This window comes from Bacillus cereus group sp. BfR-BA-01330 (assembly GCF_022663885.1).
Lineage (GTDB): Bacteria > Bacillota > Bacilli > Bacillales > Bacillaceae_G > Bacillus_A > Bacillus_A cereus.
In genome coordinates this window covers 470,203-496,559 of record NZ_JAKUGK010000001.1, presented here as the reverse complement: position 1 = coordinate 496,559, position 26,357 = coordinate 470,203, and the positions used below count along the sequence as shown (strand labels likewise).

The window sequence follows — 26,357 nt, the reverse complement described above, 5'->3', positions numbered from 1 at the left end:
CCTTATTCCCCCTATCTAAATCTTTCTAGTGCCCATTCTGTAAATCTATGTAAATATACAATTGCTTCAGCTCTAGTTACACATACCTCAGGTTGAAAGGAATCATCTGCGTAAAGTGGAAATACATAACAACCATCATTAAATTTTTCATCTAATATATTTAAGACTGATTCGGCATACCATTTTCCTACAATCTTATCTTTATCTTTAATGTATCTCTCCGTTTGCTGAATTGTATTATTCACATATCCTCTATCTGTATATCGATTATAAATATTCATTCTTAAACGTTGTAACAAAGTAAAAAACTCTCCTCTATATATCGTTATATCAGGAAAGAATCTATCATTATAGAGTGCGCAACTTGACATAGGGACAACTTTTTCTCCCTGCCTATTTTTGATTTGAGCACCCTTTTGATAATTGTAATTCACATAAATAGGAAACTGATTTAAATTATAAGATACATAAAGATATCCATTAATTATAGTAAAACAGTCTCGTTTAAATCCTAACGTTCTTGTAAGTGCATCTTGTATGGATTCGTCTTCATTTACATCTACATGTATTCTCTTTAACTTCTTGTTCATGCAAACTGCTATTTCATTTAAAGAGTAAGTGATATCAAATACGTAATTATTTGCTTTTTCTAACTTTTTTGCCGGATAAGCCAAAGAGCATCCGCTCATCAAAGGATAAATCTGACAGTTTTCAAGAGTATGATCTCCTTCATGCATTTCCACTACCCCAGATAAAAGAATACTAACTTCTCTTCCATTGGTTAACGGGTAACCAATATGTATAAAATTATCCTCAAGTTTAGATGGGAGTGTAGGCACCCCATCAATATAAACAAACACCATTTCCCTAGAATCAGGTTTATATCCGCTTACTTCAAACTTGGTTTGTCCCTCTGTTGAAGTGAAATTATGAACCTGACGTGACTTGCCACCAATAAATTGGTTATAGGTTTTTCCACTAAATAAGGTTTCTTCTTTTTTTGTATCAATAAATATATTATCTGTTTCTAATACTGCACGATAAAACCAATCCTTTGGCCCCACATCTAACCATCGCTTTGGCATTTTTAATACCCCCTCAATATCTTTTCGATGTATTTAAAAGTCCTTGTCATATAGGATGCCGTTTGAGCCCTTGTAATCCAAACTTCAGGTTGAAAATACTGTACAGGTGTTCCATCACTAGCATAAGTAGTGATAAGTCCCCTTTTTTGCATTTCATCTATATACGTTTGCGCCCAATGATTTTCAATATCTATAAAAGGATATTGATGACGATATTCGAAATCTTGTTTTCGAATTAACATAAGGTTTACAGTAATGATATATTTCGTCTCAAATTCTGCTGTTTTAATATCTAAATCACCATTAACAATCCCTAAATAAATCGTGCCTTTTTCATCATAGTATTTGTGTTCTGCACCAATAAATTGTAGCCAGTCTGCAAATTCCTCTTTGCTCGCAAATAAAAATTGAATGGTAGTAGAATAATGAGAAGTCCCTTTCCCTACCAATCCTGCAGAAGATTGAATATTTTCGTTTATATGGGATTTTAATACTGGCGTTGGTGGCTTATAATCGCCAGTCATACGCCCCCTTACTTGTACAAAACGAATCCCGTTATCATAAAATAATTTACGTTTAAATACATCATCATTAGATTTACTTGGTTTTTGTTGTGCCATTTAATCACCCCTTAGTATTATAAGAAACCCCACCTAATAATTAGATGGGGTTTTGTAATTAGAATGTTGGATATCCCCAAGGGGCTGAATTTAACTGATTTCGTAGTGGTGTTGTTCTACCTTGTGCTAATCCTTTTCCTAAATTCATTCCAAGATTCGCTAACTGTTGACTAGAAGTTTGTCCAGTTACATTAGGTAACGTAATATTGACATACATATCTCCTGATTGAACACTAAAGTTTGAATGTGTACCTTTACTTGTTAGATAATCATACTGAGACATAACCTGTACGCCTTCAGGAAGATTAAATGTTCCACCCATTTGTGCTCTTAACTCTTGGTGGATACCAATCTGTGCCTGTAAAGATTGCTTTGTCAATTCTCGAATATCTTTCATGATTTGTTCGTATTCAGATGAACCTTCTTCAAACTTACCACTATTTCGCTCTGCAATTCTTACCGCTAAGGTCTTATCTATAAGTGATTTACGATCTTGTAATTCTCTTACTCTTAGATCACGTGCTAAGAAACTATCATCTCCTATACTTGGTCCAAAGTTTACACGTTCCTGCATGTACTTAATTTCCAAATCATCCATATTATTACCGAAATCATGTCTCCAAGCTGTAAGCCTTTGTATCCTTAAATTTTTAACTTCTAATTCAGCACTTGCGATTTGTTGACTCAATCCTTGAATAGTATCTTGTAACTGACCATCTGGATCTGCTAACTGTTGGGATTGCAGATTTGCCAGTTTACTTTTCATTTCTCCAATCATAGATTGGCTTGAAACAATCTGTGAATCAATATAAGTAGGACTCTCTGTGTTCATGCTAATAGCATTTAATGTATCCTTATACTGTTTCTTAGCCTGTGCTCTAGAAAATCCTTTCTGAGTGTCGTTAATATAAAATTCTGTTTTAATACGTTGTGCTTCAATTTGTTTTTTCTTATCTTCTAGGTCAAATTCAGCTTTTAATTTCTTTTCTTTGTCCTTACTCCGTTCAACAGATTCTTTAATTTTTTTATAATCAGCCGTCTCTACCTTTTCTCTAGTTTCTGGGTCCACAGTATACCTTTTCCCGTTTTTTTCTAATTCTTCCAACTCTGCTTCTCGCCCTCGAGTAAAGTTATGAAGCTCGTCCATCTCTTTTTTGTAAGCTTCTCGCTCTTGTTGAATTACTTGTAACCTAAGTTTCATATACTCTTTTGAGTCAGCTTTCACACCATCTAGAAGGGCGGTAATTAAGTTAAGTTCTCCCTTATTACTGGCAACTTTCTGGCTCTCTTGAATACGAGATTTTAAATCATCATAAGAAAAGTAATCATATTGACCCTCATCTATCATTTTATTCTCCCAAGCTTTACGAGCTTTTTCTGCTTCATCCCTTCGCATATTCTGCTCTGATTCAGAGATGGCCGATTTCCTATATTGATCTATAAACTCTTCTTTTTCCAATTCCTGCTTCTTAGCATACATTCCAGATTGATTTAAATACGATTGTGTTAAATCTGTTAAAGATGCTTTTGAATAATTCCCATCTTGGCCTTTAGATTTTGCATCATTTTCCCTTTTTTCATTCTCTTTTTCTAAAGCTTCTTTCCAATTCGACGTTCCATATTCTCTCTTTATCCAATTCTCAAAACTTCCTTTAAATCCCCCTTTTCCGCCAAATAATTCTTGACCTAATCCCACATCGCTAATATCTACGTCAGAGTGTCCTGGCGAAAAAGTATTTGTAATTTTATTCCACGCTAGTCCAGCCCATCTTAGTTTACTACTCCATTCACCTTCATCTTCTTCATATTTAACATATGCTTCAGCGGCACCTGCGGTTTGATTATGATAATCTCGTATTTTTTCTTGCTTGGTCGTTAAACCAAAGCTCTCAGCAGAATTCGTTAAAACATCACCAACAGCGGTTGCAATAGCTAATTGTTTAGCAAATTTTCCTACGCTGCGTGTAAGTCCCATAATAGCCCCACCAGCTCCTCTTGTTCGCTGTGGGATAGTATCAAGAAAATCAAGAAAACCCTTCATTCTATTTTTTGATGCACCTTCAGCTTCATCAGCTACCTTTTTTACGGCACTTGATAAATCCCTGTACGCAGTGGTACTTTGTCTTGTTTGTATAGTAGCCTTTCGGTTACTAGCCTCATATTCATCGAGTGCCTTATTAAGCCCATCCATATTATTTATCGATTTACCTACACTTTGATAGTTTTGATCTAGATATGTCTCAAATCCAATACGTTTTTGATCATCCATTTGAGCTAAACGACCAGCCGTTGATTTTTGATTCTCATTCATACTGTCAAAGTTAGTCCTATTTGATAAGGTATTCACTAAATGCTCTGAGAAATTTGTGGTAAAAACGTCTGTTAATAATTTACTTTGGGTAAGGTTGCGAGCATTATAGGCTGAACGAGTATGTAATTCATCAGCTGTTAATTCTTTCTTTTCACCCTTATAATAGCCTTTAGATTCATCCATGATGCTAAGGAAATCGGCCATATTTTCAGCTTTTCCACCATGATCTTTTACATATTCTTTTATCTCATTCTTTCTATCCTCTTTTAAATCCGCTAATTCTTCAAAATAACTTTTTAACGTATCATTTTTCATAGCCGCACGATAGAATTTTTTGTTATTTACTTGATTACGTAAATCTTGGCTCTCCCCCAAAACATGATCATTTAAAAAACCTACCGCTCCGTCCACTTTACGATTTGTAAAAGATGTACCACCAAAGAATTTGTTTTCCATAGTGGCTTTCTTGTAATGCTCTTCATAATTACTCAATTGACCTAATCGTTTGACTCCATGAATAGCACCAAAACCTACCAAGGCATTACCTAAAATCGTAATTAACTGCGCAAATAGCCCTGCATGTTTCTCCATTCCCTGGGCTAAGTTTGTAATAATTTTTGCCAAAGTTTGAATCTCTGGATTTAGCGCATCTAATACTGACACTAATGCATTATTAACAGATACCCCAGCTCTTTCCATTGTCACTGAAGGTGATTTCATCGTTACCGCAATCATTTCTTGAAGGCGTGCAGGATCTTTTTTAAATTCATTAATTTCTTGCTTAATTTTCCAATACGATAAATCCTTACTGTTATTTATCCCCGCTTTATGCATGGTCTCTAAAAAGGACATCAGTTTTGGTGGCTGGTTTGCCCCACCTTCTCCATACAGAATGGATTTTACTTTATCTTCTCCAATATATTTATTTTTGCTTGCTTTCGCAGTGTCTGATAGGATATCAATGAAATTCCGACGTACTTTCATACCACTTTCATTTTTTTCAAATACCTTTACACCATAATTTTCTAATTGCTTAGAAACAGATGGTAAAGTAATACGTTCTGCAATCGTTTTTAAGGCTGCACCTGCATTCTCCCCTGTTTCTCCTGAAGTTTGAATAGCTAATGCATTTAAAGTCACTGCATCTTCTGCATTCACTCCCACTGAATGGAGTGCTGTACCCGATTTTGACATTGCCTTCATAATATCTTCACTGTTCGCTTTAGTTTGACTCGTAGCAACAGCAAAAGAGTTAACTACTCCATCCAACTCCCAGACAGATAATTTAAACTGTGCCATAATTGTCTGTAATCCTGGAGCAATTGTTTCAACTAAGTCTGATTTGTTATCTAAGCGATAAACCTTAGAAGCTTGATCAACAAATTGTCGTGCAGATTGTTTATCTCCTGTTACATTTGATGCTATACCAGCTACCTTAGACATTCTTTCGTAATCAATGCCGTAAAGTGTAGATAAATCACGTACATTATTCATTAGATTTCCAGTATCATTATCTAATTTTAGCCAATCTGTATTTCCATTTTTGTTTTTATATTCTGGTTTCAAAGAGAAGTTTTGTGTAATCTTTAACTGTTCTAACTGAGAAATTTTAAAGGTTTCCATTGCTTTAGTTATCGCAGCCATTGGATCTAGCATTGAGCCCGAAGCAAGGCTCCTAACTTTTTTGGTAACCGCTCCAGCCATTCCAAACCCATCAAAAGGATTGTCTTGTTTTGTGGATTTACTTGCACTAGAATCGCTATTATTTTTATTTGTATTACTATGATTTGATCCACTTGAGTTATTTAAAGTATTAGCACTATTTCCTGCAATAAAGCTTAACTGTCTATTACTATTCGCCTTTTGAGGGTTAGTATTAATTTCTAGAATTTCATTCCTTATATGTGCAAACTGCTTATCAACGGACTCCTTGATTTTTTTAATAATTTGCTTATTCAGCTTGTTAATTTCACTAGTTAAATATTGCGTTATATTAGAATGAGGTTCAAAGTCCACAGCTCTTACTGATTGTTTCATTGACATCATTATTTTATTTGTTCCTGCAGTTAACTTTTTATTAATTGTATTTTCCATACCTTCAAACTGCCTTTTTAAAGCATATCCTCTTAGAGATCCTCGATCCACAGAATGAAAAGTATGAGCTAACTCGGCTGGAGAAACACCTAAATCATTTGCAATATACCTTTGAAGTTGTTTAGATATATTTTTCATAGGTACTTCTACAGATTTGAGATCAATCTTTTGCAGCCCTCCTCGTATGCCTTTTATATAATTTTCTATTAAACTATCAATACGTTTAGCTGTTTTTATAATCTCGCTATCAATGCTATTCTCTTCGCTAATAACACCCTCGAAATCAAATTTTATAGAATCTTTTATTTTCCCTCTTACTTTTTTCGTTAATTCAGATAAATCTTTCGATGAAATTGTTAATGTCTGGCCTTCAATAGCAACCTCAGGGTTCAGTAAAATAGGTTTTAATTGATTTTTAATACTTACTAAAATTTGCTTAACCGTTCCCTTAGAAATTTCTAATTTAAGTCCACTCAAGTTATCTGCATTTACTAGATTCCCCCCATTTTCGCGAATGGAATTTACTAATTGTTTAATTTGATTACTAATTAACTTAGAGATTTCTTTATTAATTTTATTAAATTCATCTTTTCCAACTGGTACTACGCTATTATTCATAGCAGAATCCATATTAATGTTTATATTTTTGATCATCTTTACAATCGTTTTATTTAACTCTTTATCTACTTTAGACATCAATTGTTGAACGGTTTCTTGTTTAATACTTAATGGTGCTGCCCCAACTGAAGATAAAGTAATACCATTTGCTTGGACGATATTATTTAATTCTTGCTCAAGTTTTGCTCTAAGGTTGCTTCCCGCTGCCTTAGATGTCTGAGCCGATAACGAAGATAAAGAGTTTTTCATAGCATCTATACGTTTTTCTATACTACCAAAACGATGATCTAGCTGTTCCAACTGTACTCCAAACTCTTTCATATTTTTTATTGACTTATCAAACTCTAGTGCAATAGTAGCACCAATATTTTGATTATTGACTGTCACTTATTTCACCTTCCTTTTACATAATAAAATCCCGCCCTATCCTCAAATAAAAAGGAAGGGCAGGATTATTTATTAGAGAATACCTGCTAACCACTCCATGTCATCAGCATTTGCAACCTCATATCCGTCAATTACTTCTTTTCCATCACTATGTTTTAGATTATTCTGTTCGGCAGCTTGAGCTGAACCGCCCCCAAATAACCCAGTGAAGGACATTGAATGTACCTTAACTGTAAACTCTATATGCTTATGGCATTTCTTTAAGTAATAGTTTAACTGAGGTAATGTCAAATCCCATATATCCTGTTTTTTCATCCCCAGGTAGTGACCTAAGTTAAAGAAAATCTCTGCCCAATCAACGTAGGCATTTTCGTCATATTCTTTTTCTTCTTCCTCAGAGTCTATAAAGACTTTTTTAAGCCATTAAGTCCAATCATAATATCTATAATTTCTTTAGCTGTTACAATATCAATATAATCCCCTAAATAATGAGCTGAAATTTCTTTATAATACGGTTTAAAGCCCATCAATAGGACCTCTAATAGTTCATCATAACTATCATTACCTGTTTCATCTGCAATTAAATTAGCAATAATGACACCTGTATCAATTGTATTCAACTTTTTCATTAGGTTTTTAGCATCTTTTAATCCTAAAGGAGGGATAGCATAGGTTTTTCCATCACGTAATGTTACCTTTTCATCCTCTTCGAAGAATACTTTTTCAATAAACTCTGATTCCTGCTTAGTTAACTTTACTTCCTCTTGTTTATTAGGTTCTTGCTTTTCAACCTTCTCCTCTGCTTCCTCTACAAGAGTAGGTTCCTCGATAGCTTCTTCTCTACTTGGAATTGCTAAATTGCGTTCACTCATTTAATCTCCCCCTATATTACTCTATTACCCCTTATTAAATTTAAAGAGGACGCAAGGAAGGGGATCGCCTAAACGACCTCGTAACTAATATAAGAATTTATGTGTTAAATGTAACAACCTTACGAAAAAAGGTTTAAGTGATAGATATTTTTATAATCCATTCTCACCCTTATCTAAAATGTTTAAAAATGAATTAATAAAAAAAGAGGATACATAAGTATCCTCTTCTCTAATTAACAAACATCGCCACTTTTTTCGATTTGATAACGCTTAATAGAACCTAAACGACTGTCTGTACGTTCCCCATCAATAACTGTAAGTGTAATACTGTGAGTCGCTGCTGTTTGTCGTGCTGTGTCTAATGTAAAGTTAGATTTCACTCGGCAAGAATATAGTTCAACTTGGTAACCTTGAATGCTACCATCCATTTGTTCAAAATGTCCATCATGAACAACAGATACTGTAAGAGGAAAATCGCGAGAACCAATTGCCATTACATCTACAACCTCTGGGCGCTTGTAGTTCACATAAATTTGCTCTCCTTCAAGATAATCATTAAACTTAATCTCCCCTGTAGAAGGATCAATTGTATACTCACCTTTTGCAGGATTAGTTGTTACTTTTTTAAGTAATTTATTCTCTTTTACTAATCTTACAGATACATGCTCTGTCTTAGAAGAAGCTGAACCTAAAGATCCACCAAATAGAGGATTCTTAAGAGTCACTAGTCCACCTTTAACATCATGACGTTCTTCTAATACCCATACGAAACCATCAGGATCGATAGATGATGATGCTACAGGATAATAAACTACTACAGTATCACCTTCAACCGCACCACCTTTTAGTGTTACAGCTGATCCATTTACTGTAATTGCTGATTCTGGTACAAATGAACCTGCAACTTGGTTGAAAATCTGTACTTTAGGTGCTCCGCTACCTGTTAATACTGGACTAGATAATTTAATAGAAACAGGTTCAGTATCGCCAGCAATTGTTACTGTTTCATTTTTCAATTCATAGGCTAAGCCGCTAACTCCTTCTCGAAGTTTTGCTCCTAACACAAGACGTACCATGTTTAAATCAAATTTTGCATCCTCTGCAGTAATATCAATTACCTTTTTACGTAGTAGTGTATCAATAGGTGCTGAAGAGTCTCCCCCTTCAATATCAACCATATCCAACTGCACATCAAGACGCATATTCGCCATGTGACCTAGTGTAATTAATTCATCACACCCTGGAATTTTAGCCATAAATTTACCTGCACCTTTAATAATCATTTTCTTATTCTTACTGTTAAACTTGTCAAATTGTGACATTAACTACACCCCTCAATTTCAAAAATAAATTCAAATCTAGTGAAATACTTATAAGAGTGTTCTATTTCACTTGCAACCTCTGCAGATCCTACATACTGACCCTTGAAAAATACTCCTTTAAATAACTGCAGAGATTGATTATCGAATAATTGATTTATTCTATCTGCAAGGTCTAATGCCAATTCCACATCATCATTTGTGTAGATATCGAAGTCAAATGTTATCACATGAATATTATTGTTTCGTTCCTTTTGAACAAATGACTTGTAAAATGCAATTAAAGGAATTTGGTTATTTAGTGCCTCTTTAGGAGACATACGTTTTTGTATGTGCATTTCATTTTCCATATCTACTGTAATATTATTAAGACCCATACATTTACGTATTACACTATCTTCTCTCAATGTCTTATGTATGCAAGCATAAACATCAGTGATACGTGGAAAGAACAACTCATCACACCCTCTTGTAAGTATTTGCAGTAACAATATAAGAAAATCACAATGAAAATTTAACATCACTTAGAATAAATTTAGTCAAACTCTATCTCACCCCATAATTACTCTTAACAAAATCAATTTTTTACACTTAGCTTCTATTAAGCTCTCACGTACATTCTTAACTATTGAATTGACATGATCAAAGATTTTCTTATTTATTCTTCAATTAACAAATTAGCAATTCTATTAAAGAAGTATTTGTCATTTAACATAAAACATGTAAACGATTTATTTCTCTGAATTTGTTTATAAATTACACTAAATAATTAAATCCACTTTGAAATTGATGGAACTCAATATAAAAATAATGGTTTTAAATATTTTTAGTTTCTAAAATGAGATAGTATTGAATCTATTTTTATAACAAATAATCATTATTAAATAATAGATAATAATTTATTAATAATATTATTTAGCTTTAATATGATGGATTCAGCTTTTACCTTTAAATTAAATGCTGCAATTTATACATTGTGATTCAGCAACAACCTTTAAACTAATAAGTCTCTTTACAATTCACTTGCAACTATAGTTACTTAAATTTCGATAACTATAGGGAGGTGATATCTTGAATTTACATAAAGATAGAAAGTTAAACACTACTGATATAAAAAAATATTTTTCATTTTTATACAATGATAAACAGATAAGAGCTGTCCTTACTACAAGTAATCAACTCTTATTTGTTGGATACGATATTGGGAAAAATGCAATTGGAATAAAAAATCCTTATAGCTTAATCGAAAATATGGACAAACGCTCTAAATGCAGTGCTGTAATTACCTTTAATCAGGATATTAACCCTCAACGCTATATTTTAGTTGATTTAGAGGGACTCCACCATATGGTCTATAGAGCCAGAAAAGTTAAGGTTAATAGATTAGATTTTATTCATTGGGCCATATCTTTAGAAAAAAATATACTTTAATTCATTTCATTATGTTAGCTTTTATTGGGGTAACTATCTTTCAAATGATTTATTAAATATCCCAGCTAAATATTAATTATTTTGTAAACCTCAACTTTCTAACAACTTATTACGACTTTTAAATAGGAATTGGAGGTGAGATAATGAATTTTGATATAAGTATAAGCCTGTTGCTATTTATATCCTTAGGGGTACGCGCATTTTTATTTGAAATAAAATTTCAGTACACACGTGAAAAATTACGTAGTATTCATGAATTGTTTGAAATTTTTTTAGACTGTTCTTTTTGTAATGGCTTCTGGACTGGTTTTTTTGGTTATGTAATTGTAAATGGTATTGATATTATTCTAATACCATTTGCTATTTTAGTTGGTTCTTCCTCATACTATTTAACGCTATTTGTTAAGAGTCTTACACAAAGAAATTAAGAAACACAGTTTATGTCCTTTATTTCTTAAATTATCCATTCTACATCTTTATCTACTTAACCCTACTAAACTTTAGTAGGGTTTTATTCACTATTCTTATTATTTCTATCTCTATACAAATTCCTAAACAAAAAAATTGTTCAAAATAGCAAAGTACATTTTGTACTGTACCTTGTTTACGCAACTAAAACAATAAATAAGACGACTATTAAACTATCTATCACCTTTAGAAATGGAGTGAACAATATGATTTTCTTTTCAAGTAAGCACCGAATTAAAGATCTTTCTTTCCTAAATAAACTTTGGATGACACCCGTAGCTTATGGACTAAAATATCTTGCCGGAACTGTAATATACATTGCAGATAAATTTGATGAAAAGGTAAGATTTGAAATCCTAAAAAGACATATCTAAAACGGAGGAAATGAGAAAATAAAAAGAGGATTTATTCACTTTAAGAAAGGTTATAACGAATTGATAAAGGCCACTTTAAATTCCTGCCATCATGCAATGAATTAAAAAACATTTATAAATCCTTTCTTGAAAACTTTAGTCAGGGAGATATTATTCCTATAAACTATACAGGATAGTATTAGGTATCGCGGTGATTTCAAGTATAATTACGGACTTAAAAAGTTTAAAATTGCGTTAGTAAGAAAGAATCACTCTAAGGATATTTTTACTAACGCAATCTTATTTATTTTTGAAAAAATATTTTAACAATCTATAAATAGATTTTCTACCTAAAACATCGTATTATCATTAGCTGCTTCATTTGGAATCTCTTGAATTACATCCCAGTGTTCGACAATCTTTCCATCCTTTATACGGAAAATATCCACTATAGCAACTCCCTTATCTTGAGAGTTAGTACGAGAATGTACATGAAGAGCAACTGTATCTCCTTCAGCTACTACACGTTTAATTTCTGCAGAAGAATTAGGGTTCTTAACAAAATCCTCCTTAAAGAAATCCATGAAAGCTTTTCGTCCATCAGCTACAAAAGGATTATGTTGCTTATACTCTTCACCTACATATTTTTAGTAAAAAAACTCATAGTTGAATTTAATGTATCTAATTCCTTTTATTATCAGAATAAGCCTTTACAACAACTATTTTTTATTTCATTAATTCTATAGTTTCTTTAATACACTTACCATTATCCATTGTTATATCTAATTTCTATTTAAAACCCTTCTTTGTAAGTTTACACCTATGTATCGTGTTAAATTGTGTGTGGCAAGATAAAACAAGCTTTTAAATTTAATTATTGTTAGGTAGCTTCTACGGTATGATATTATCAAACAATCAGTTATACATATAAACCTAAAATTTCAACAATCTGACGTGCCTTAGCATTATCTATATAATAATGCATCTCTAACCCTCTTCTTTCTGAACGGAGTACGGTTCTCCTCAATTTTGATAAATGTTGTGAAACAGTGGATTGGGGGAGTCTTAATATTTCCGTTAACTGTGTAACATTACATACTTTATGGTGCATTAATTCATTTACAATTTGTAATCGGACAGGATGTGCCATTACTTTTAATACATCTACATCGTCTTCATGGATTTCAGCTAGATTTCTTTCAGATATTAATGTTATCATTTCGCATTCTCCTTTATTATTAATTTCTCTTTTCCTTTTATCCTTATAATTAATACTTATAGCTAATTACCATTTGTCCTGTTGAGAAAATATATTCTCTTTTTAAAACAAAAAGGACACCAATTCATAAAAACGTTTTTTACTGCTTTAATGAATTGATGCCCTCTAATTTTTTGACCAGAATATATCTTGTTTTAAAGGATATCCTCAATTCCTTTTTCTCACATCTAGTAAAAAATATGTATTTCCTTTAAAATCCATATCAAGAATATTCTTCAAACTCTAAAAACATAAGTTTATTACAAAGTTTCTATCGAAAAACAATATGCAACTGGCTGGGGCTATTATGAAACTTGGTTTAATTGGAACTCTATGTTACCAGCTGGTACAACTTAAGAATTAGTCACTTTCTCAGACAATGGAGAAGATATTTGGGATGCAGGCACATTCCGCTATAAAGTTGAAGTTACAAATGCTGACGGTTCTGTTGATACAATTTACATAGCGCCAATAACATTAGTAAATTAAATAATAGGTTGGCTTCACATCTTATAATATATACTTTAACAATATCATTAAATCTTCACATAGATATACTGGATCATGAAAAGAAGGATTACACCTTCCTTTTTTATATTTTAAAATAAAAACGTATCCCCACCTATATTTATCTATACCAATTTAAGAAATAAATAATTCAAAAAGAAAAACACTACAACAAAGAATGTCTATTTGTTTCTTTTCGTTAATTTTCCTACATGTTGTATATAAAAAAATAAAGTAATACCTGTCATAGTAATTAAAAAGATTTGATAGTAATCAATCAACTGTAGTACCCCCTCCATACCAAAATAAACTCAACGAAATATTCACTATAAAACCAACGTATGTAAAAAAACAGCTACAAGTCCATTCATAGTTTTAAAAATTTGTCCTCCTCTTCTTCTAAGAATATTCAAAATTTCAAATAGATTATCTTATATCGCCATCTTATGTATGCAGAATTACATATCAAACCATATCGAAAATCATTCTCATTGTAACTATAATGGTTTCAAGAAGTGGTATTTTTACTTCCTTTTCAAATCTCAAAATATATTAAAGGAGACACTAACATTGTGAAAAAAGCTATTTTAGCAGGGGCACTAGGAATTGTAGTACTATCAGGTATGAATTTACCAGGAGTAGAGGCATCAAAAACAAGTGCAGCAACTACAAATTTAGAAACTCAAGAAGTTACAAAATACTACTCTATGAGTTCCTATGAAGTTTCCCCAAAAAAATCATTTAATCTTAATAAAGGGGAAGAACTTACGGTCTTTGTACAAAATTCCGGGTTCCCAATTTCTTATACAGTCTTTGATGCAGATAATCAAGTAATTGGCACATACAATGCTAATTCACCATATGGTCGCGTATTCAAAGCACAATAAGACGGTAATATTTCTGTTCAATTTCAAGCAGGAGTAAATTCTTCTTACATGAAGAAAATGAATTTCACAGCTAAATTCGCAGTTTCTAAACTTAACCAACAATAAAAAATTTAACGATCCTCTTTAAAAACAAATTAAAAAGGTATATCCCTTCAATGGGATATACCTTTAACTTTAGTGAATTTTATATTGACCAGATAACCTCTCTTGCGCCATACGAACTAAACGTTTCGTAATCTCTCCACCTACTGAACCATTTGCTCGTGAAGTTGAATCTGGTCCAAGTGTAACGCCAAACTCCTGAGCAATTTCATACTTCATTTGCTCAATTGCACTTGCTGCCGCCGCTACCAAAATCTCGTTTGAATTATTATTTTCTCGAATTTGCATTTCTAACACACCTCCATTTAATTGGTAATATCATGCTCTATTTCCAATTAAATATGCAAAATTTATATTTATTTAAGTAAGCGTGTGATTTACATTAATACATTCCAATTAAAAAAGATTTTACAAATGAATCAATATAATCCTTATTGATTATATTGAATTTTAAACTATCCATTAATTCTTGTAACTCTTGTGATAGCCAACTTAATGATGTTGCTAGTTCCGCAATAGTGAGTTTAGTGTTTCACTGAACTCTTTGATGTTCGGATATTAACAATATATTGTTAATAATCACCATTTTATAGGTACACCTACATATAGGCCAAGTATGCAATTACAGAACGTTTGTTATAAAAAAACGTAAACATGTCAAACAAAAAAGACTCAATTACTATATCTCATCCCTTCTTTTAAATATAAATCTACTACCTCGTTCTTAAATTCTACATTGTTAGTGACTCTAATTTTCCCCATAGAAAAATCCGCTCTTAACTCTCAATCAATTTCTTAAATTTCTTTTCTAATTGATCTGGTGGTAATACACCTCGCACATGATCTACTATAATTCCATCTTTATTAACAAAAAATGTCGTCGGTAAAGAAAATACTTTATAATCTAGTCCAGCTACTCCGTCCATATCTAGTAGAACAGGAAACTCAAACCCATAGCGATTAGCAAATGCGCTTGCTTCTTGTACTGGGTCACTAACAGTTGCATTCACCGCAAAAATTTCAACATCCTTTTTATATTTATCATACATATGAACTAAGTCAGGTGCCTCCATTTCACACGGTCCACACCATGATGCCCAAAAATTAATAATATATGGTTTTCCCTTGGCATCATTTAACGACTGCAACTTTCCGTCTAATCCTTTTAATGTGATGCTAGGTGCTTTAAAACCGACTTGTGGTAATACTTCTTTCTCCTGTAGCTCTGCTTGTTTCGCTTTTCTTTCCTTTTCTTCTTTCTTTGAATTATAAAAGTTAACCCCCGCCCAAAGGAGAGCACCTACTAGTATAATAGCAATTAGTTTCTTCACTTTTCTTCCTCCTCATTTTTAAAAACCTGTAAATCCACCGAATAGACGAATAAAGAATGCTGTAATTTTCGTCATTTAATTTGTATACAATAAAACACCTGTAATATATGATAAATAATATATATATAGGGATAAAAAGTATCATGATATAAATGACAATACCTCTATCCACACTACATAGAGTAGTGTTCATCCTTAAAAAAAGAGGCTATATGCACTCTCCGACAATAAGGACAACCGACACACAGAATAACCCTATTGTTACATATACCGAATTCGTATGTAACGGGATATTAAACTTCACAACTTTTTCATTTAACACTTGCTTGATTCGTAAATTTATTGCTGTTTTTGCAAATGAAGCTGTAACACATCCATTTTCCATTGTCTTTAATTTAATCAATTTTAATAATGCACTACCTAACTCAAATGAAGATTTCATTTTTTGCATCGCATATTTATCTGCTGCTAACTCTTGATACGTATGATATCGTTGTAACAATCCTTTTAATATCGGGATGTACATCATTCCTTCTGCTAATAACGTAAAACAAAATAATTTTAGCGGATCCCAATTATTTTGATGATATTCTTCATGGAAAATAATCGCATCAATTTCTTCATCTGAAAATGTTTGAAGCAACCCTTCCGAAATGACAACTTTCGGACGGAATAATCCAATTGTAAATGCTGCAACTTCCGCAGTCGGCAGTATATGTATTTGTTTCCCTTTTCTAATAAATGGGATAAGTGCCTTTTGTACTTTTTTACTATAGAAAAATTGTCGCCAAATTCTTTTACAGACAATCAATACAGTAATTAATAATAACCCTGCTATTATAATACGAACCATTGATAGTTCTTTCATATGTTTTTCTAACTGAAACAAGCAAAACTTTGAAAGGAATAATGCCTTATTTTGAAAAAGAAATGGGTATGTAACATAATACAATAACAAGTTGAAAAAGAGGGTACTAACAATGAGCGCTAACAATACGATTTTACGCATTTGCCATTTCATTTCATCGATCCTCTTTTTTTAACTGATTCAATTTGTCTTCTAATTTTTTTATTAAATTCGGATCAGCCTGCTCTAGCTCATCTATCATATGAGTTACAACTAAATCTCCAAATTCCCCCACTAATTCCTGTGTCATTTTCTTCGTTTGATTGGATAAGAATTCTTCTTTCGTTTGTATAGCACGATATAAGCCACTTCTTTTCACAGTCTGTTTTTCTAGGTGTAATTTCTCTACTAACCTGTTCATAACTGTCATAACAGTATTAAAATTCACAGGCGATTCTTCACTTAATCTCTGCTGGACTTCTTTAATAGTAATACCTTCAGTAGACCAAATAATCTCCATAATCTTCGCTTCAAGCGGTCCAAAGAAATGATTTAATCCTTGCTCATTTAACCTATAGTTTTGCGTAAACATCGTATGACTCCTTTCACACTACGAATTGTAGTACAAATTAAATGAGAGGTCAAACGCGAGTAATATAAACTAAAATTCACTACCTATAAATACGTACCTCATTCTATTCATTATAAGCCTAACTTATCTCCAAATGTATCAAAAAGATACTGCTCTAATATTTGTACACTAAACTTCTCATTACGTCCAAGTGCAAATAATTCCCGATCTTTCGCTACGATAGTATCTAACGGAATAGCTACATTATCCACTATTTTTGTAATTTCAATTATATTACTTTTTACATTTACTTCTGTTTTAAATTCAACGTTTTCTAACACTATATGTGAACGTCTTCCTGATGCAAAAAAAGTAAAATTAGGATTTTTAACAACGCCAATTTCAGTCTCTAACGCATATAAATAGTGAAAAATTACATCTCTGTGTCCATCTTTTATTATTTTTTCATCCTTCTCATCGTCTAAGTATTCTTTCAGCTTCGTTGTAAATTCAAATCGAAAATCCACTTTTTTCACTCTCCTTCTTTGTATTTCATATTAAATAAATATATTGAAATAATTTTAACATATTGTAATACAACTTCCTATTAAAAGTAAAAACTGTTTTAAAAAATCGCTATTATTTCCGATACCCTTTTAAAATATAAGTATAAATTCAATATGAATCAATGCGTCATTATATCTATTTAAACATATTTTTTCCATATTTTGAAACATTAGTATGAAATATTATATATCAATGTATGGTTTCTAATGCATTGGTATATATAGTCAGTAGTTTCTTTACTATTCCGATATACTTAAGCTACATTTTCTAATTATTGATTACATTACGGAAGGAATGTAACTCTCTTCTATCGAATTTTTATATAACAAAAATAATTAGGTGGTGCTTTACTATGAAATTAGCTGTCATTGGTGGCGGTGATTTACAAGATTCAAATCACTTGCCTATTAATGAACGCCTTATAGAATTAACAAATAAACAGTACCCAAAAATATTGTTTATTCCAACGGCTAGTCATGATGATGAAAGCTATATAAAATTATTTTTAGACACTTTTGAAAAACAATTACATTGTGAAGTACAAATTTTACGTACTACAACAGATTCACCTTCAAAGTATGAAATAGACGAGATGATTCATTCAGCCGATTTAATTTATTTAGGTGGCGGGAACTATATTCACATGCTTACGCAATGGAAAGAACATAGACTCGATGAAAAATTATTATTGGCTCTGCAGCAAGGAACACTTATTGCTGGTTATAGCGCTGGTGCTATGTGTTGGTTCACGTCTAGTATCCGATCAGATTATGAAGGTTCTGGTTATATAGAGAGTAACGGATGGGGTATTGTTAATAAAAGATTTTGTCCACATTATAATCAATTAAACAGAATGAACGCCTTCCATTCCTTTTTACAAAATCATCAAGGGAATATAGAAGGAATTGCACTGGAGGATAATTGCGCTTTATATATTACAGAGGAATCCTTTGAGATTATCGGTGAACCGGAAAGAGCGTGGGAGTTTTATATGAGTGATAAAACACTCATTAGACAACATTTTGATATAACTTTAAAAAGCTATTTATAAACCTGAACTTACGAAAAAATGTCCCTAAGTCTAATAACTTAGGGACATTTTTCTATTTAACTAACTAATCGTGTAATTCGTTTCTTTTGCCATGAAAGCTTATAATATGCATACTGTAATATTAAGCTGACAATAAATGCTGCTGGATACCCGATCCAAATGCCTTCTATTCCAAGACTTGTATGGTAAGAAAGATAATATGCTACGGGTACTTCTACAAGCCAAATTGAAACAACTCCAATAACAGTTGGCCAAAGTACTGTACCGCTCGCTCGCATTGTCGCACTAATAATTTGTGCATGACCGAAAATTAAATAACTCCATAATGTAATCATAACTAAGCTATGAGCAATTTCAATTGTAGTTTGACTCGTTAAAAATAGTGATAAAATGTCTCTTGAGAATACGTAAATAAGAGATATTAACACACCACCGATGACGTAGTTCATAATAATTCCGGCCTTCACAACTTTCTGTAATCGATCAAATTGATTCGCACCAATCGATTGTGCCGCAAAAATGGAAACTGTAATACCAAGGCTAACTGCTGGCATTTGTACATAACTTGCAACTTGATTCACAACGCCGTAAGCAGCTGTTGCATCCGAACCGTAACGATTTACAAATGCGATTACGGCAATTTCAGATAATGAAACTAATATCATATTAATACTCGCTGGAATACCGAGCCTTAGTAATAGCTTTAATAACTCCCCATCCATTCGAAGGTATTTTCTAACCGTTCCATCTAGTTGTAATGGGTGATTTTTCTTCTTTAAATACACAAGCATGACAATAAACGTAATAACTGTAGATATAACAGATGCATAGGCCGCTCCATACACATCTAATTTCGGAGCTCCTAACCATCCAAAAATAAGAATCGGTAATAAGATCATATTTAGCGCTGTACTTACAATTAAAAAGTAAAATGGCGTTTTAGAATCTCCTGTACCTCTCATAAATGTTGTATATGCGAAATATAAAAATAATACTGGCATCGATATAAATAAAATCCGTGCATAATGTACACTTATTTCAATAATATTTTCTGGCGTTCCCATTAGACGCATAATATCCATTGCAAAAATACTGCCTATTATCGCCAACACAACTCCAATAATAAAGGTAAACGTCAACGTCGTACCAACGATAGCTTTTAAACGATCTTCGTTTTTAGCACCAAACGCCTGACCAATTAAAATAGAGCTTCCTGAACCGATACCAATTACAAATGAAACGAGCAAGAAAAATAATGGGAAGAATGCTGATATAGCCGCTAAATCATTAACTCCAAGCCATCTTCCTACTACTACCATACCAAATAATTGTCCAACTGATTGTAGTACATTACTTAATAATAACGGTACTAAAAACATCGACATCGATTTCCAAATCGGTTTACTCTCACTTTCCAACTTATGTGACTCCGCACCTTCTTTATTGTTATCTGCAGGTGGTTTCAAATTTCATTTCTCCTTTTATTAAACATCTATTTTCAATCTCTATCTCTTTGTATAGTTGTTATAATACTGTGCTTCTATTCATTTTCTTTTCGTATGATTATAACTTCACCCAATATTGACTTCCATCGGCTGTTCGATCTAAAAATCCATATTCGATTAAATATCTTCTTAAAGTTACAAAATCAGGGTATACATTTTCTATCACTGTATTTACTTCTTTTTCAGTATACTTTTTATTACTATCAAACTTCTTCACTAAATGGCGCAATATAATTAATTTACGCTTTTGTTTCTTCGGAAATTTAGAGAGAGGTCCATCTAATCCTTCTGTAAAATGAGCTTTTAATACTTCATCATTTTCTTCTTCCGTAATATTGTATCGATCATCCACCATCGTTGCTGTTCTATGAATTGGCACAAATTTCGTTTGTACTTTTGATTTTTCTTCTGATAATTCCATTAGCGCTAAAAATACTTTTGCTTGCTTCATTTTCTCTCGCAGTGTAAATCGATGATTACGAATTGTTGATGTACTTCCGCCATCCATCTCTTTTACAATTTCTTTATCATTCAGTCCCATATGGAAAAACTGAACCATTTTCTTTTGTAAATCCGTTAAACCAGTAAATTTCTTATCCATATTTAACAAATAATCAAACATAGACGTATGCTCATTTTGAATATGCAATTGGACGAACTTCTCTGCTTCATACAAAATTTGGTTATCTTGATAAATAACACCTTTAATAAATGTTTCACCACAAGCTAAGCAAATGTACTCCTCTTTTTCTTCATCAAACACATACCCTTTCTTTAATTCCTCTATTGACGCATCCCAAAACTTCTCTGAAATATCGCTCATACTAAACACTCCTTCAAAATGTTTATTTAAAACCAAACAAATCAATATATCGTTTATTATCACTTCATCATCTTATCACAACGCAAACAAACATTTCAACTTTTCGTTTGCCCATTTTATAAACTTTTATAAAAACATCTAACAAAAGGGTTTAATACAACGAAAAGCGAATATGTTTATATAAATTCATTTTATAGGATGTGAAATAGAACATAAATATTCTTCAAGACCCTTAGTTTACCGTTAAACAAATTGCACAGAATACATATGCGATTAGTGAATATGGAACTGGTATTCACTCATTCCAAAACTTCAGTATTCAATTTTAACTACAAAAAAGATGTTTTCGTATAAGAAAACATCCTTTACTTTTTATATATTCTATTTACAGTCTCTACTAAAACCTTACTTGCTTGTACAAATGTATGCTTTCGATTTCTATCTTCAACAAATTTATTAGCACAACTACTCATAATGATCATACAACTAATTATGACTAACGCTATCTTTCTATTCTTGTAAGTCACTTTATGCCACTCCACTATTACAAAACTTCTTTTGAATTTATCCCATCAAGAAATTTTACATGAATAATAAAACGCGCGAATATGCAATTCTGCATATTCACACGTTTTATCACAATGTTATGATTTAATTTAGTTAAAGAACAAGTATACCGAGGTGACTAACTTGAAATTTAAAGCGAAAAAAAATCCATTCCACGTCATTTTCATTACATTATTTATAATTTTTTTTTTCGTTTCGTTATTCTTCCAAAATGAAAATTCTATTTTTTTCACTCTCATGATGCTATTAAATATCGTGAATCTTTCTTCATTCTATTTCTCTCACTACAACATAACGGAATCATCTCTTGTTGTAAAACACGGTTTCATTTTTCATACTGAAATTCCATTTGAAGATATTCGTCACGTTAAATACTCTGGTAAAAAACTTCATTCAAAAAAATGGACTAGACAACAATTAGAAATCCATTACAATTTATTTGACTCAGTGACCACTTTCGTACCACTAGAAGAAGAAAAATTCATTTCACTCTTAAAAGAGAACTGCCCACAGATGAAAGTAATGAATACGCCTGCTAACAAATAATATATTTTGAAGCTTGTAGTATTGCAAGTAGATGAAACATAAAAATGAACATCAAAAAAGCCAAGATTCTATACTAAGAACCTTGGCTTTCTCTATTACTCTTTTGGAGCAATCATTTTCTTTGGATCTACAATTTCATCAAATTTCTCTTCTGTTAGTAGCCCAGATTGCAATGCTGCTTCTTTTAAAGTTAACCCTTCTTTATGAGCATGCTTCGCAATTTTCGCTGCATTTTCATATCCGATATGTGGGTTTAGCGCTGTTACAAGCATTAGTGAACGATTCACATTTTCATTAATTACTTCTTCATCTGCTTCAATACCAACTGCACAATTGTCATTAAACGAAACAATTGCATCCGCTAATAAGTGAGCTGATTGTAAGAAGTTATAAGCAATAACAGGTTTAAATACATTTAACTCAAAGTTACCTTGGCTCGCAGCAAATCCGATTGTTGCATCATTCCCCATCACTTGCGCTACAACCATCGTTAATGCTTCACTTTGCGTTGGATTTACTTTCCCTGGCATAATAGAGCTTCCCGGTTCATTTGCTGGAATAATAATTTCTCCAAGACCACTACGTGGACCACTTGCAAGCCAACGTACATCGTTAGCGATTTTCATTAAATCCGCAGCTAATGCTTTTAATGCACCGTGAGTATATACAACTTCATCATGGCTCGTTAATGCATGGAACTTATTTGGTGCAGAAACAAATTGTTTACCTGTAAATTGACTAATTTCCTCTGATACCATCTCACCAAATTTAGGATGAGCATTGATACCTGTTCCAACCGCAGTTCCACCAATTGCTAACTCTTTCATATATGTATTGCTCTCTGCAATCATACGCTCTGTTTTTTCAAGCATACGGTGCCATCCGCTAATTTCTTGCCCTAAAGTTAACGGCGTTGCATCTTGTAAATGTGTACGACCAATTTTTATAATATGTTCAAATGCAGTTACTTTTTCTGCTAAAGTTTCTTTTAATTTCGTAATTGCTGGTAATACGTGATTTTCTACTGCGATTACACAAGCTACATGAAGCGCCGTTGGAAATGTATCATTTGAACTTTGTGACATGTTCACATCATCATTCGGATGAATATGTACGTCAGATCCCTTCTCTTTCAAAATTTGATTCCCACGATTTGCAATTACTTCATTCACATTCATGTTTGACTGTGTACCACTACCTGTTTGCCATACGACAAGCGGAAAATGTTCATTCCATTTCCCTGCAATCACTTCATCCGCAGCTTCTACAATTGCTTCTGCTTTTTCTTCTGATAGCTTTCCTAATTTTTGATTGCTAAGCGCTGCACTCTTCTTTAAAATTGCAAATGCTTTTACAATTTCAAGTGGCATTTGCTCTGTTCCAATTGGAAAGTTTTCTTTACTACGTTGTGTTTGTGCTGCCCATAATTTATCAGCTGGAACTTTTATTTCTCCTAATGTATCTCTTTCAATTCTGTACTCCATGTTTTCATCCCCTTGAAAATATAATACCTACATCTCTTATAATAACAGACTTTCTCTTAAATGATAAGAATTCTCACTCTTATATATAGATATTCTATATTTATTTTAAAAAATTCCTCTTGACCTAAACTTAAGTTTAGGCTGTATCCTTTCCATTGTAACCTACTATAACACTACTGGAGGAATTCAATATGAAAAAATATGCTTTTATAACAGGTGCAAATAAAGGAATTGGATATGAACTTGTTCGTCAATTAGCAGAAAAAGATTATCACGTATTTTTAGGTGCTCGTAATGAACAACTTGGACAACAAGCCGTAGAATCTTTAAATGTTTCAAACGTTTCCTATATTCAAGTAGATATTTCAAATTCACAATCCATTCAAGAAGCAATAAAGAAAATTTACGAAATGACTGACCACTTACATTTATTAATTAATAACGCAGGCATAGCGCTAGACTTCAATACACTACCTAGTGAATTAAATATTGAAACTTTACGCCAAGGATTTGAAGTTAATTTTTTTGGAACTTTCCAAATGATGCAAGCCTTTTTACCATTATTAAAGAATTCAAGCAACAGTAAAATCATAAATGTAACAACTGACATGGCCTCACTAACAATGTTTGCTAATGGTGAAACACATCCAATTAATACACTAGGATATAATTCTTCCAAAACAGCTATTAATGCTTTAACATTAGCTTTTAGTAAAGAATTTTCCACTAACGGTCCCGAAGTATTTGGGGTAACTCCTGGTTTTACAACTACGGATCTTAATGGAAATTCCCCCGGTGGCCATACAACCACTGAAAGTGCTAAAATTATTATTAAATATGCATTAAGTGAAACAAACTATAATGGTAAAATACTTAACAAAGATGGCATTATACCTTGGTAATAAAAGGATGAATGATATGTATTATACAATTGGGCAAGTCGCCAAAATGCAACATTTAACTATTTCTCAAATACGTTATTACGATAAACAAGGACTGTTTCCTTTTCTGCAAAGAAACGAAAAAGGAGATCGAGTTTTTGATGAAGAAGCACTGAAATATTTAGAAATGATTTTGTGTTTAAAAAACACCAGTATGCCAATTCAAAAAATAAAACAATTTATCGACTGGTCTATGGAAGGAGAATCTACCATCCTTCAAAGGTTAGAATTAATGAAACAACAGGAGACCAATGTCTTACAGCTCATGCAAGACACTGAAAAAAACTTAAAAAAGATACAACAAAAAATTGCTAAATATGAGAATGAAATAACTTCAGCAAATGCTATTAAAAAATAAAAATCACCTTCTACATATTGTAGAAGGTGATTTTTATTTTATAATGCTTGCTTTCCTTTATCTGCATCATCTACATACCAGATGAATTTGCCTGTATATCCGTAAATAACTGCTAAAATTAACGATACGAAGCTTAACCACATAAACGGAACGTATGAGAACGTTGCTACACCTAAAATACCAGCCATAAAAATACCATTATCAGACCATGGAACCATACCTGAAGTTAACGTTCCACCTACTTCTGAGTTACGCGCTAATACACGACGGTCTATTTTTAATTTATCATAGCTATCTTCCATAATTTTTGGTGTTAAAATTAGTGATACATACATCGCACAACCAAATATATTAGCTAAGAATGCCACGATTAATGTAGACAATGTTACATTACCTGCAGAATTTAATTTCTTCTCAAATTTTGATACGATTACTTTTAAAACACCTAGTTTTTCAAGTAATCCACCAAATCCTAAACCGAAAATAATAACGGCTACTGAGCCAAGCATGCCGTTAATTCCACCACGGTTTAATAACTTGTCAACAAACTCAACACCAGATTGAATTGAGAATCCGTTATAAGCTGTTCCAATCGCCTCTCCAAAGTTCATCCCTTGGAAAAGAGTTGCCCAAATTGCACCAATTAAAGCTCCCATTGCAATTGTTGGCATAGACGGTTTCTTCATCGCTAATAGAACGATAACAATGACCGCCGGAACAAGCATCCATATTTTAATATCAAATTGCTTTAATAAAGCTTCTTTTAAAAATTCTACTCGATTCAAATCTACATTATCGCCGCCATACATCCAACCAGCTACAGTAAACATAATACTAGTAATAATATAAGCCGGAACATCTAATACGAGCATAGCTCGAACGTGAGCAATAACATCTACTTTCGCCATAGAAGCTGCAAGAACTGTGCTATCAGAAAGTGGTGATAATTTGTCGCCGAAATAAGCTCCTGAAAGAACTGCACCAGCAACAAGCGGAAGTGGTAAACCAAGTCCTTCACCAATCGCCATCATAGCAATACCTGCTGTTCCCACTGTTCCCCAAGACGTTCCTGTTGCGATAGAAGTTATAGAACAAATAATTAATGTTGCTAATAGGAATATGCTAGGGTGAATAAATTCTAATCCATAATAGATTAATGTTGGTACTACCCCACCAGCAATCCATGTTCCAATTAAAGCACCTACTGCAACTAAAATCAGTATCGCTTCTAATCCGTTAGAAATCCCTTTCGTAATTGCATCTTGCAATTCTTGATAACGAAATCCTAATCTTAATCCAAGCGCAATTACTAAAAACCATGAAATAAATAGCGCTAATTGAATTGGGAGATCAAAAATCGTTTGGAAGGAAAAGACAACAGCAAGAAATAGTAATAAAAGAACTATGATTTCTAGCATCGATGGTAATCTTACACTTTTCATTTTTTTCTCTCC

General features: G+C 32.5%; 23 protein-coding genes and 3 pseudogenes. 7 read left to right on the top strand and 19 right to left on the bottom strand.

The window, feature by feature from the left end; translation table 11 throughout:
- Window positions 1–11 precede the first annotated feature (11 nt).
- From MR112_RS02675 to MR112_RS02645, 7 genes are all read right to left on the bottom strand, one after another.
- Window positions 12–1,085, bottom strand: a complete 1,074-nt coding sequence (locus MR112_RS02675) for a hypothetical protein (protein WP_242244752.1) — start codon at window positions 1,083–1,085, stop codon at window positions 12–14.
- A gap of 2 nt (window positions 1,086–1,087) precedes the next feature.
- The gene (locus MR112_RS02670; RefSeq protein WP_000068593.1) at window positions 1,088–1,705 is read right to left on the bottom strand and encodes an S-layer homology domain-containing protein; all 618 of its coding nucleotides are present in this window, start codon (window positions 1,703–1,705) and stop codon (window positions 1,088–1,090) included.
- A 58-nt stretch (window positions 1,706–1,763) separates the two neighbouring features.
- Entirely contained in the window at window positions 1,764–7,115 is a 5,352-nt protein-coding gene (locus tag MR112_RS02665; RefSeq protein ID WP_242244751.1) for a phage tail tape measure protein, read from the bottom strand.
- Between the two features lie 72 nt (window positions 7,116–7,187).
- Window positions 7,188–7,406, bottom strand: coding sequence for a hypothetical protein (locus MR112_RS02660; RefSeq protein ID WP_226799801.1), 219 nt, complete (start codon window positions 7,404–7,406; stop codon window positions 7,188–7,190).
- Between the two features lie 110 nt (window positions 7,407–7,516).
- Complete coding sequence (locus MR112_RS02655; RefSeq protein WP_000004090.1) at window positions 7,517–7,987, bottom strand: hypothetical protein; 471 nt, start codon at window positions 7,985–7,987, stop codon at window positions 7,517–7,519.
- A gap of 233 nt (window positions 7,988–8,220) precedes the next feature.
- Window positions 8,221–9,309 carry a hypothetical protein gene (locus tag MR112_RS02650; RefSeq protein WP_000077128.1) on the bottom strand — a complete coding sequence of 363 codons (1,089 nt, stop codon included), beginning with the start codon at window positions 9,307–9,309 and terminating at the stop codon, window positions 8,221–8,223.
- Entirely contained in the window at window positions 9,309–9,761 is a 453-nt protein-coding gene (locus tag MR112_RS02645; RefSeq protein ID WP_000465972.1) for a hypothetical protein, read from the bottom strand. The genes MR112_RS02650 and MR112_RS02645 overlap by 1 nt, the downstream gene beginning before the upstream one ends.
- A gap of 616 nt (window positions 9,762–10,377) precedes the next feature.
- Here MR112_RS02645 and MR112_RS02640 point away from each other — a divergent pair.
- Both MR112_RS02640 and MR112_RS02635 read left to right on the top strand, forming a co-directional pair.
- A complete protein-coding gene (locus MR112_RS02640; protein WP_001048703.1) occupies window positions 10,378–10,737 on the top strand; it encodes a BRO-N domain-containing protein in 360 nt (119 codons plus the stop codon).
- A 143-nt stretch (window positions 10,738–10,880) separates the two neighbouring features.
- Window positions 10,881–11,165, top strand: coding sequence for a hypothetical protein (locus MR112_RS02635; protein WP_001008317.1), 285 nt, complete (start codon window positions 10,881–10,883; stop codon window positions 11,163–11,165).
- 743 nt (window positions 11,166–11,908) lie between these two features.
- Here MR112_RS02635 and MR112_RS02630 read toward each other — a convergent pair.
- A pseudogene (locus tag MR112_RS02630) lies at window positions 11,909–12,205 on the bottom strand (nuclear transport factor 2 family protein); the annotation flags it as partial.
- 272 nt (window positions 12,206–12,477) lie between these two features.
- Complete coding sequence (locus MR112_RS02625; protein WP_000631354.1) at window positions 12,478–12,777, bottom strand: ArsR/SmtB family transcription factor; 300 nt, start codon at window positions 12,775–12,777, stop codon at window positions 12,478–12,480.
- A 1,118-nt stretch (window positions 12,778–13,895) separates the two neighbouring features.
- On the opposite strand from MR112_RS02625, the pseudogene MR112_RS02620 reads away from it, so the two are divergent.
- Window positions 13,896–14,315 (top strand): annotated as a pseudogene (locus MR112_RS02620) (hypothetical protein).
- Between the two features lie 69 nt (window positions 14,316–14,384).
- Here the strand turns inward: MR112_RS02620 and MR112_RS02615 are convergent.
- The 6 genes and pseudogenes from MR112_RS02615 to MR112_RS02590 form a co-directional block, all read right to left on the bottom strand.
- Window positions 14,385–14,600, bottom strand: coding sequence for an alpha/beta-type small acid-soluble spore protein (locus MR112_RS02615; RefSeq protein WP_001167053.1), 216 nt, complete (start codon window positions 14,598–14,600; stop codon window positions 14,385–14,387).
- A gap of 488 nt (window positions 14,601–15,088) precedes the next feature.
- Window positions 15,089–15,643 carry a TlpA family protein disulfide reductase gene (locus MR112_RS02610; protein ID WP_000733178.1) on the bottom strand — a complete coding sequence of 185 codons (555 nt, stop codon included), beginning with the start codon at window positions 15,641–15,643 and terminating at the stop codon, window positions 15,089–15,091.
- Between the two features lie 18 nt (window positions 15,644–15,661).
- Window positions 15,662–15,748 (bottom strand): annotated as a pseudogene (locus MR112_RS02605) (cytochrome c biogenesis protein CcdA); the annotation flags it as partial.
- 103 nt (window positions 15,749–15,851) lie between these two features.
- Window positions 15,852–16,664: a M56 family metallopeptidase gene (locus MR112_RS02600; RefSeq protein ID WP_242244750.1), complete on the bottom strand. Its 813-nt coding sequence runs from the start codon at window positions 16,662–16,664 to the stop codon at window positions 15,852–15,854.
- A 1-nt stretch (window position 16,665) separates the two neighbouring features.
- Window positions 16,666–17,082 (bottom strand): BlaI/MecI/CopY family transcriptional regulator, encoded by a 417-nt coding sequence (locus MR112_RS02595; protein ID WP_000495077.1) that lies wholly within the window; start codon window positions 17,080–17,082, stop codon window positions 16,666–16,668.
- A gap of 110 nt (window positions 17,083–17,192) precedes the next feature.
- Window positions 17,193–17,588, bottom strand: a complete 396-nt coding sequence (locus MR112_RS02590; RefSeq protein WP_000347524.1) for a DUF3942 family protein — start codon at window positions 17,586–17,588, stop codon at window positions 17,193–17,195.
- A 392-nt stretch (window positions 17,589–17,980) separates the two neighbouring features.
- On the opposite strand from MR112_RS02590, the gene MR112_RS02585 reads away from it, so the two are divergent.
- Window positions 17,981–18,679: a peptidase E gene (locus MR112_RS02585; protein ID WP_000762118.1), complete on the top strand. Its 699-nt coding sequence runs from the start codon at window positions 17,981–17,983 to the stop codon at window positions 18,677–18,679.
- Between the two features lie 56 nt (window positions 18,680–18,735).
- Here MR112_RS02585 and MR112_RS02580 read toward each other — a convergent pair whose 3' ends face one another.
- Together MR112_RS02580 and MR112_RS02575 are read right to left on the bottom strand one after the other, a co-directional pair.
- On the bottom strand, window positions 18,736–20,145 hold the full coding sequence (locus tag MR112_RS02580) for an MATE family efflux transporter (protein ID WP_000804124.1): 1,410 nt from the start codon (window positions 20,143–20,145) through the stop codon (window positions 18,736–18,738).
- 97 nt (window positions 20,146–20,242) lie between these two features.
- Window positions 20,243–21,007 carry a DUF2087 domain-containing protein gene (locus MR112_RS02575; protein ID WP_001280271.1) on the bottom strand — a complete coding sequence of 255 codons (765 nt, stop codon included), beginning with the start codon at window positions 21,005–21,007 and terminating at the stop codon, window positions 20,243–20,245.
- Window positions 21,008–21,697: 690 nt separating this feature from the next.
- On the opposite strand from MR112_RS02575, the gene MR112_RS02570 reads away from it, so the two are divergent.
- On the top strand, window positions 21,698–22,120 hold the full coding sequence (locus MR112_RS02570) for a PH domain-containing protein (RefSeq protein ID WP_000669063.1): 423 nt from the start codon (window positions 21,698–21,700) through the stop codon (window positions 22,118–22,120).
- A 95-nt stretch (window positions 22,121–22,215) separates the two neighbouring features.
- Here the strand turns inward: MR112_RS02570 and fumC are convergent, their stop codons facing one another.
- A complete protein-coding gene (fumC, locus tag MR112_RS02565; protein ID WP_016513042.1) occupies window positions 22,216–23,604 on the bottom strand; it encodes a class II fumarate hydratase in 1,389 nt (462 codons plus the stop codon).
- Between the two features lie 191 nt (window positions 23,605–23,795).
- On the opposite strand from fumC, the gene MR112_RS02560 reads away from it, so the two are divergent.
- Both MR112_RS02560 and MR112_RS02555 read left to right on the top strand, forming a co-directional pair.
- Window positions 23,796–24,506 (top strand): SDR family NAD(P)-dependent oxidoreductase, encoded by a 711-nt coding sequence (locus tag MR112_RS02560; protein WP_000759545.1) that lies wholly within the window; start codon window positions 23,796–23,798, stop codon window positions 24,504–24,506.
- Window positions 24,507–24,522: 16 nt separating this feature from the next.
- On the top strand, window positions 24,523–24,903 hold the full coding sequence (locus MR112_RS02555) for a MerR family transcriptional regulator (protein ID WP_012593198.1): 381 nt from the start codon (window positions 24,523–24,525) through the stop codon (window positions 24,901–24,903).
- A gap of 38 nt (window positions 24,904–24,941) precedes the next feature.
- On the opposite strand, the gene nhaC is transcribed toward MR112_RS02555, so the two are convergent.
- A complete protein-coding gene (gene nhaC, locus MR112_RS02550) occupies window positions 24,942–26,345 on the bottom strand; it encodes a Na+/H+ antiporter NhaC (RefSeq protein ID WP_134207725.1) in 1,404 nt (467 codons plus the stop codon).
- Window positions 26,346–26,357: the final 12 nt, after the last annotated feature.

Excerpts from the sequence above, each read along its gene's own strand:
- MR112_RS02675 (WP_242244752.1), bottom strand. The coding sequence starts at position 1,085 with ATGCCAAAGCGATGGTTAGATGTGGGGCCAAAGGATTGGTTTTATCGT.
- MR112_RS02655 (WP_000004090.1), bottom strand. The coding sequence starts at position 7,987 with ATGAGTGAACGCAATTTAGCAATTCCAAGTAGAGAAGAAGCTATCGAG.
- fumC (WP_016513042.1), bottom strand. The coding sequence starts at position 23,604 with ATGGAGTACAGAATTGAAAGAGATACATTAGGAGAAATAAAAGTTCCA.
- MR112_RS02670 (WP_000068593.1), bottom strand. The coding sequence starts at position 1,705 with ATGGCACAACAAAAACCAAGTAAATCTAATGATGATGTATTTAAACGT.
- MR112_RS02575 (WP_001280271.1), bottom strand. The coding sequence starts at position 21,007 with ATGAGCGATATTTCAGAGAAGTTTTGGGATGCGTCAATAGAGGAATTA.
- MR112_RS02585 (WP_000762118.1), top strand. The coding sequence starts at position 17,981 with ATGAAATTAGCTGTCATTGGTGGCGGTGATTTACAAGATTCAAATCAC.
- nhaC (WP_134207725.1), bottom strand. The coding sequence starts at position 26,345 with ATGAAAAGTGTAAGATTACCATCGATGCTAGAAATCATAGTTCTTTTA.
- MR112_RS02625 (WP_000631354.1), bottom strand. The coding sequence starts at position 12,777 with ATGATAACATTAATATCTGAAAGAAATCTAGCTGAAATCCATGAAGAC.
- MR112_RS02555 (WP_012593198.1), top strand. The coding sequence starts at position 24,523 with ATGTATTATACAATTGGGCAAGTCGCCAAAATGCAACATTTAACTATT.
- MR112_RS02650 (WP_000077128.1), bottom strand. The coding sequence starts at position 9,309 with ATGTCACAATTTGACAAGTTTAACAGTAAGAATAAGAAAATGATTATT.
- MR112_RS02615 (WP_001167053.1), bottom strand. The coding sequence starts at position 14,600 with ATGCAAATTCGAGAAAATAATAATTCAAACGAGATTTTGGTAGCGGCG.
- MR112_RS02560 (WP_000759545.1), top strand. The coding sequence starts at position 23,796 with ATGAAAAAATATGCTTTTATAACAGGTGCAAATAAAGGAATTGGATAT.
- MR112_RS02635 (WP_001008317.1), top strand. The coding sequence starts at position 10,881 with ATGAATTTTGATATAAGTATAAGCCTGTTGCTATTTATATCCTTAGGG.
- MR112_RS02595 (WP_000495077.1), bottom strand. The coding sequence starts at position 17,082 with ATGTTTACGCAAAACTATAGGTTAAATGAGCAAGGATTAAATCATTTC.
- MR112_RS02600 (WP_242244750.1), bottom strand. The coding sequence starts at position 16,664 with ATGAAATGGCAAATGCGTAAAATCGTATTGTTAGCGCTCATTGTTAGT.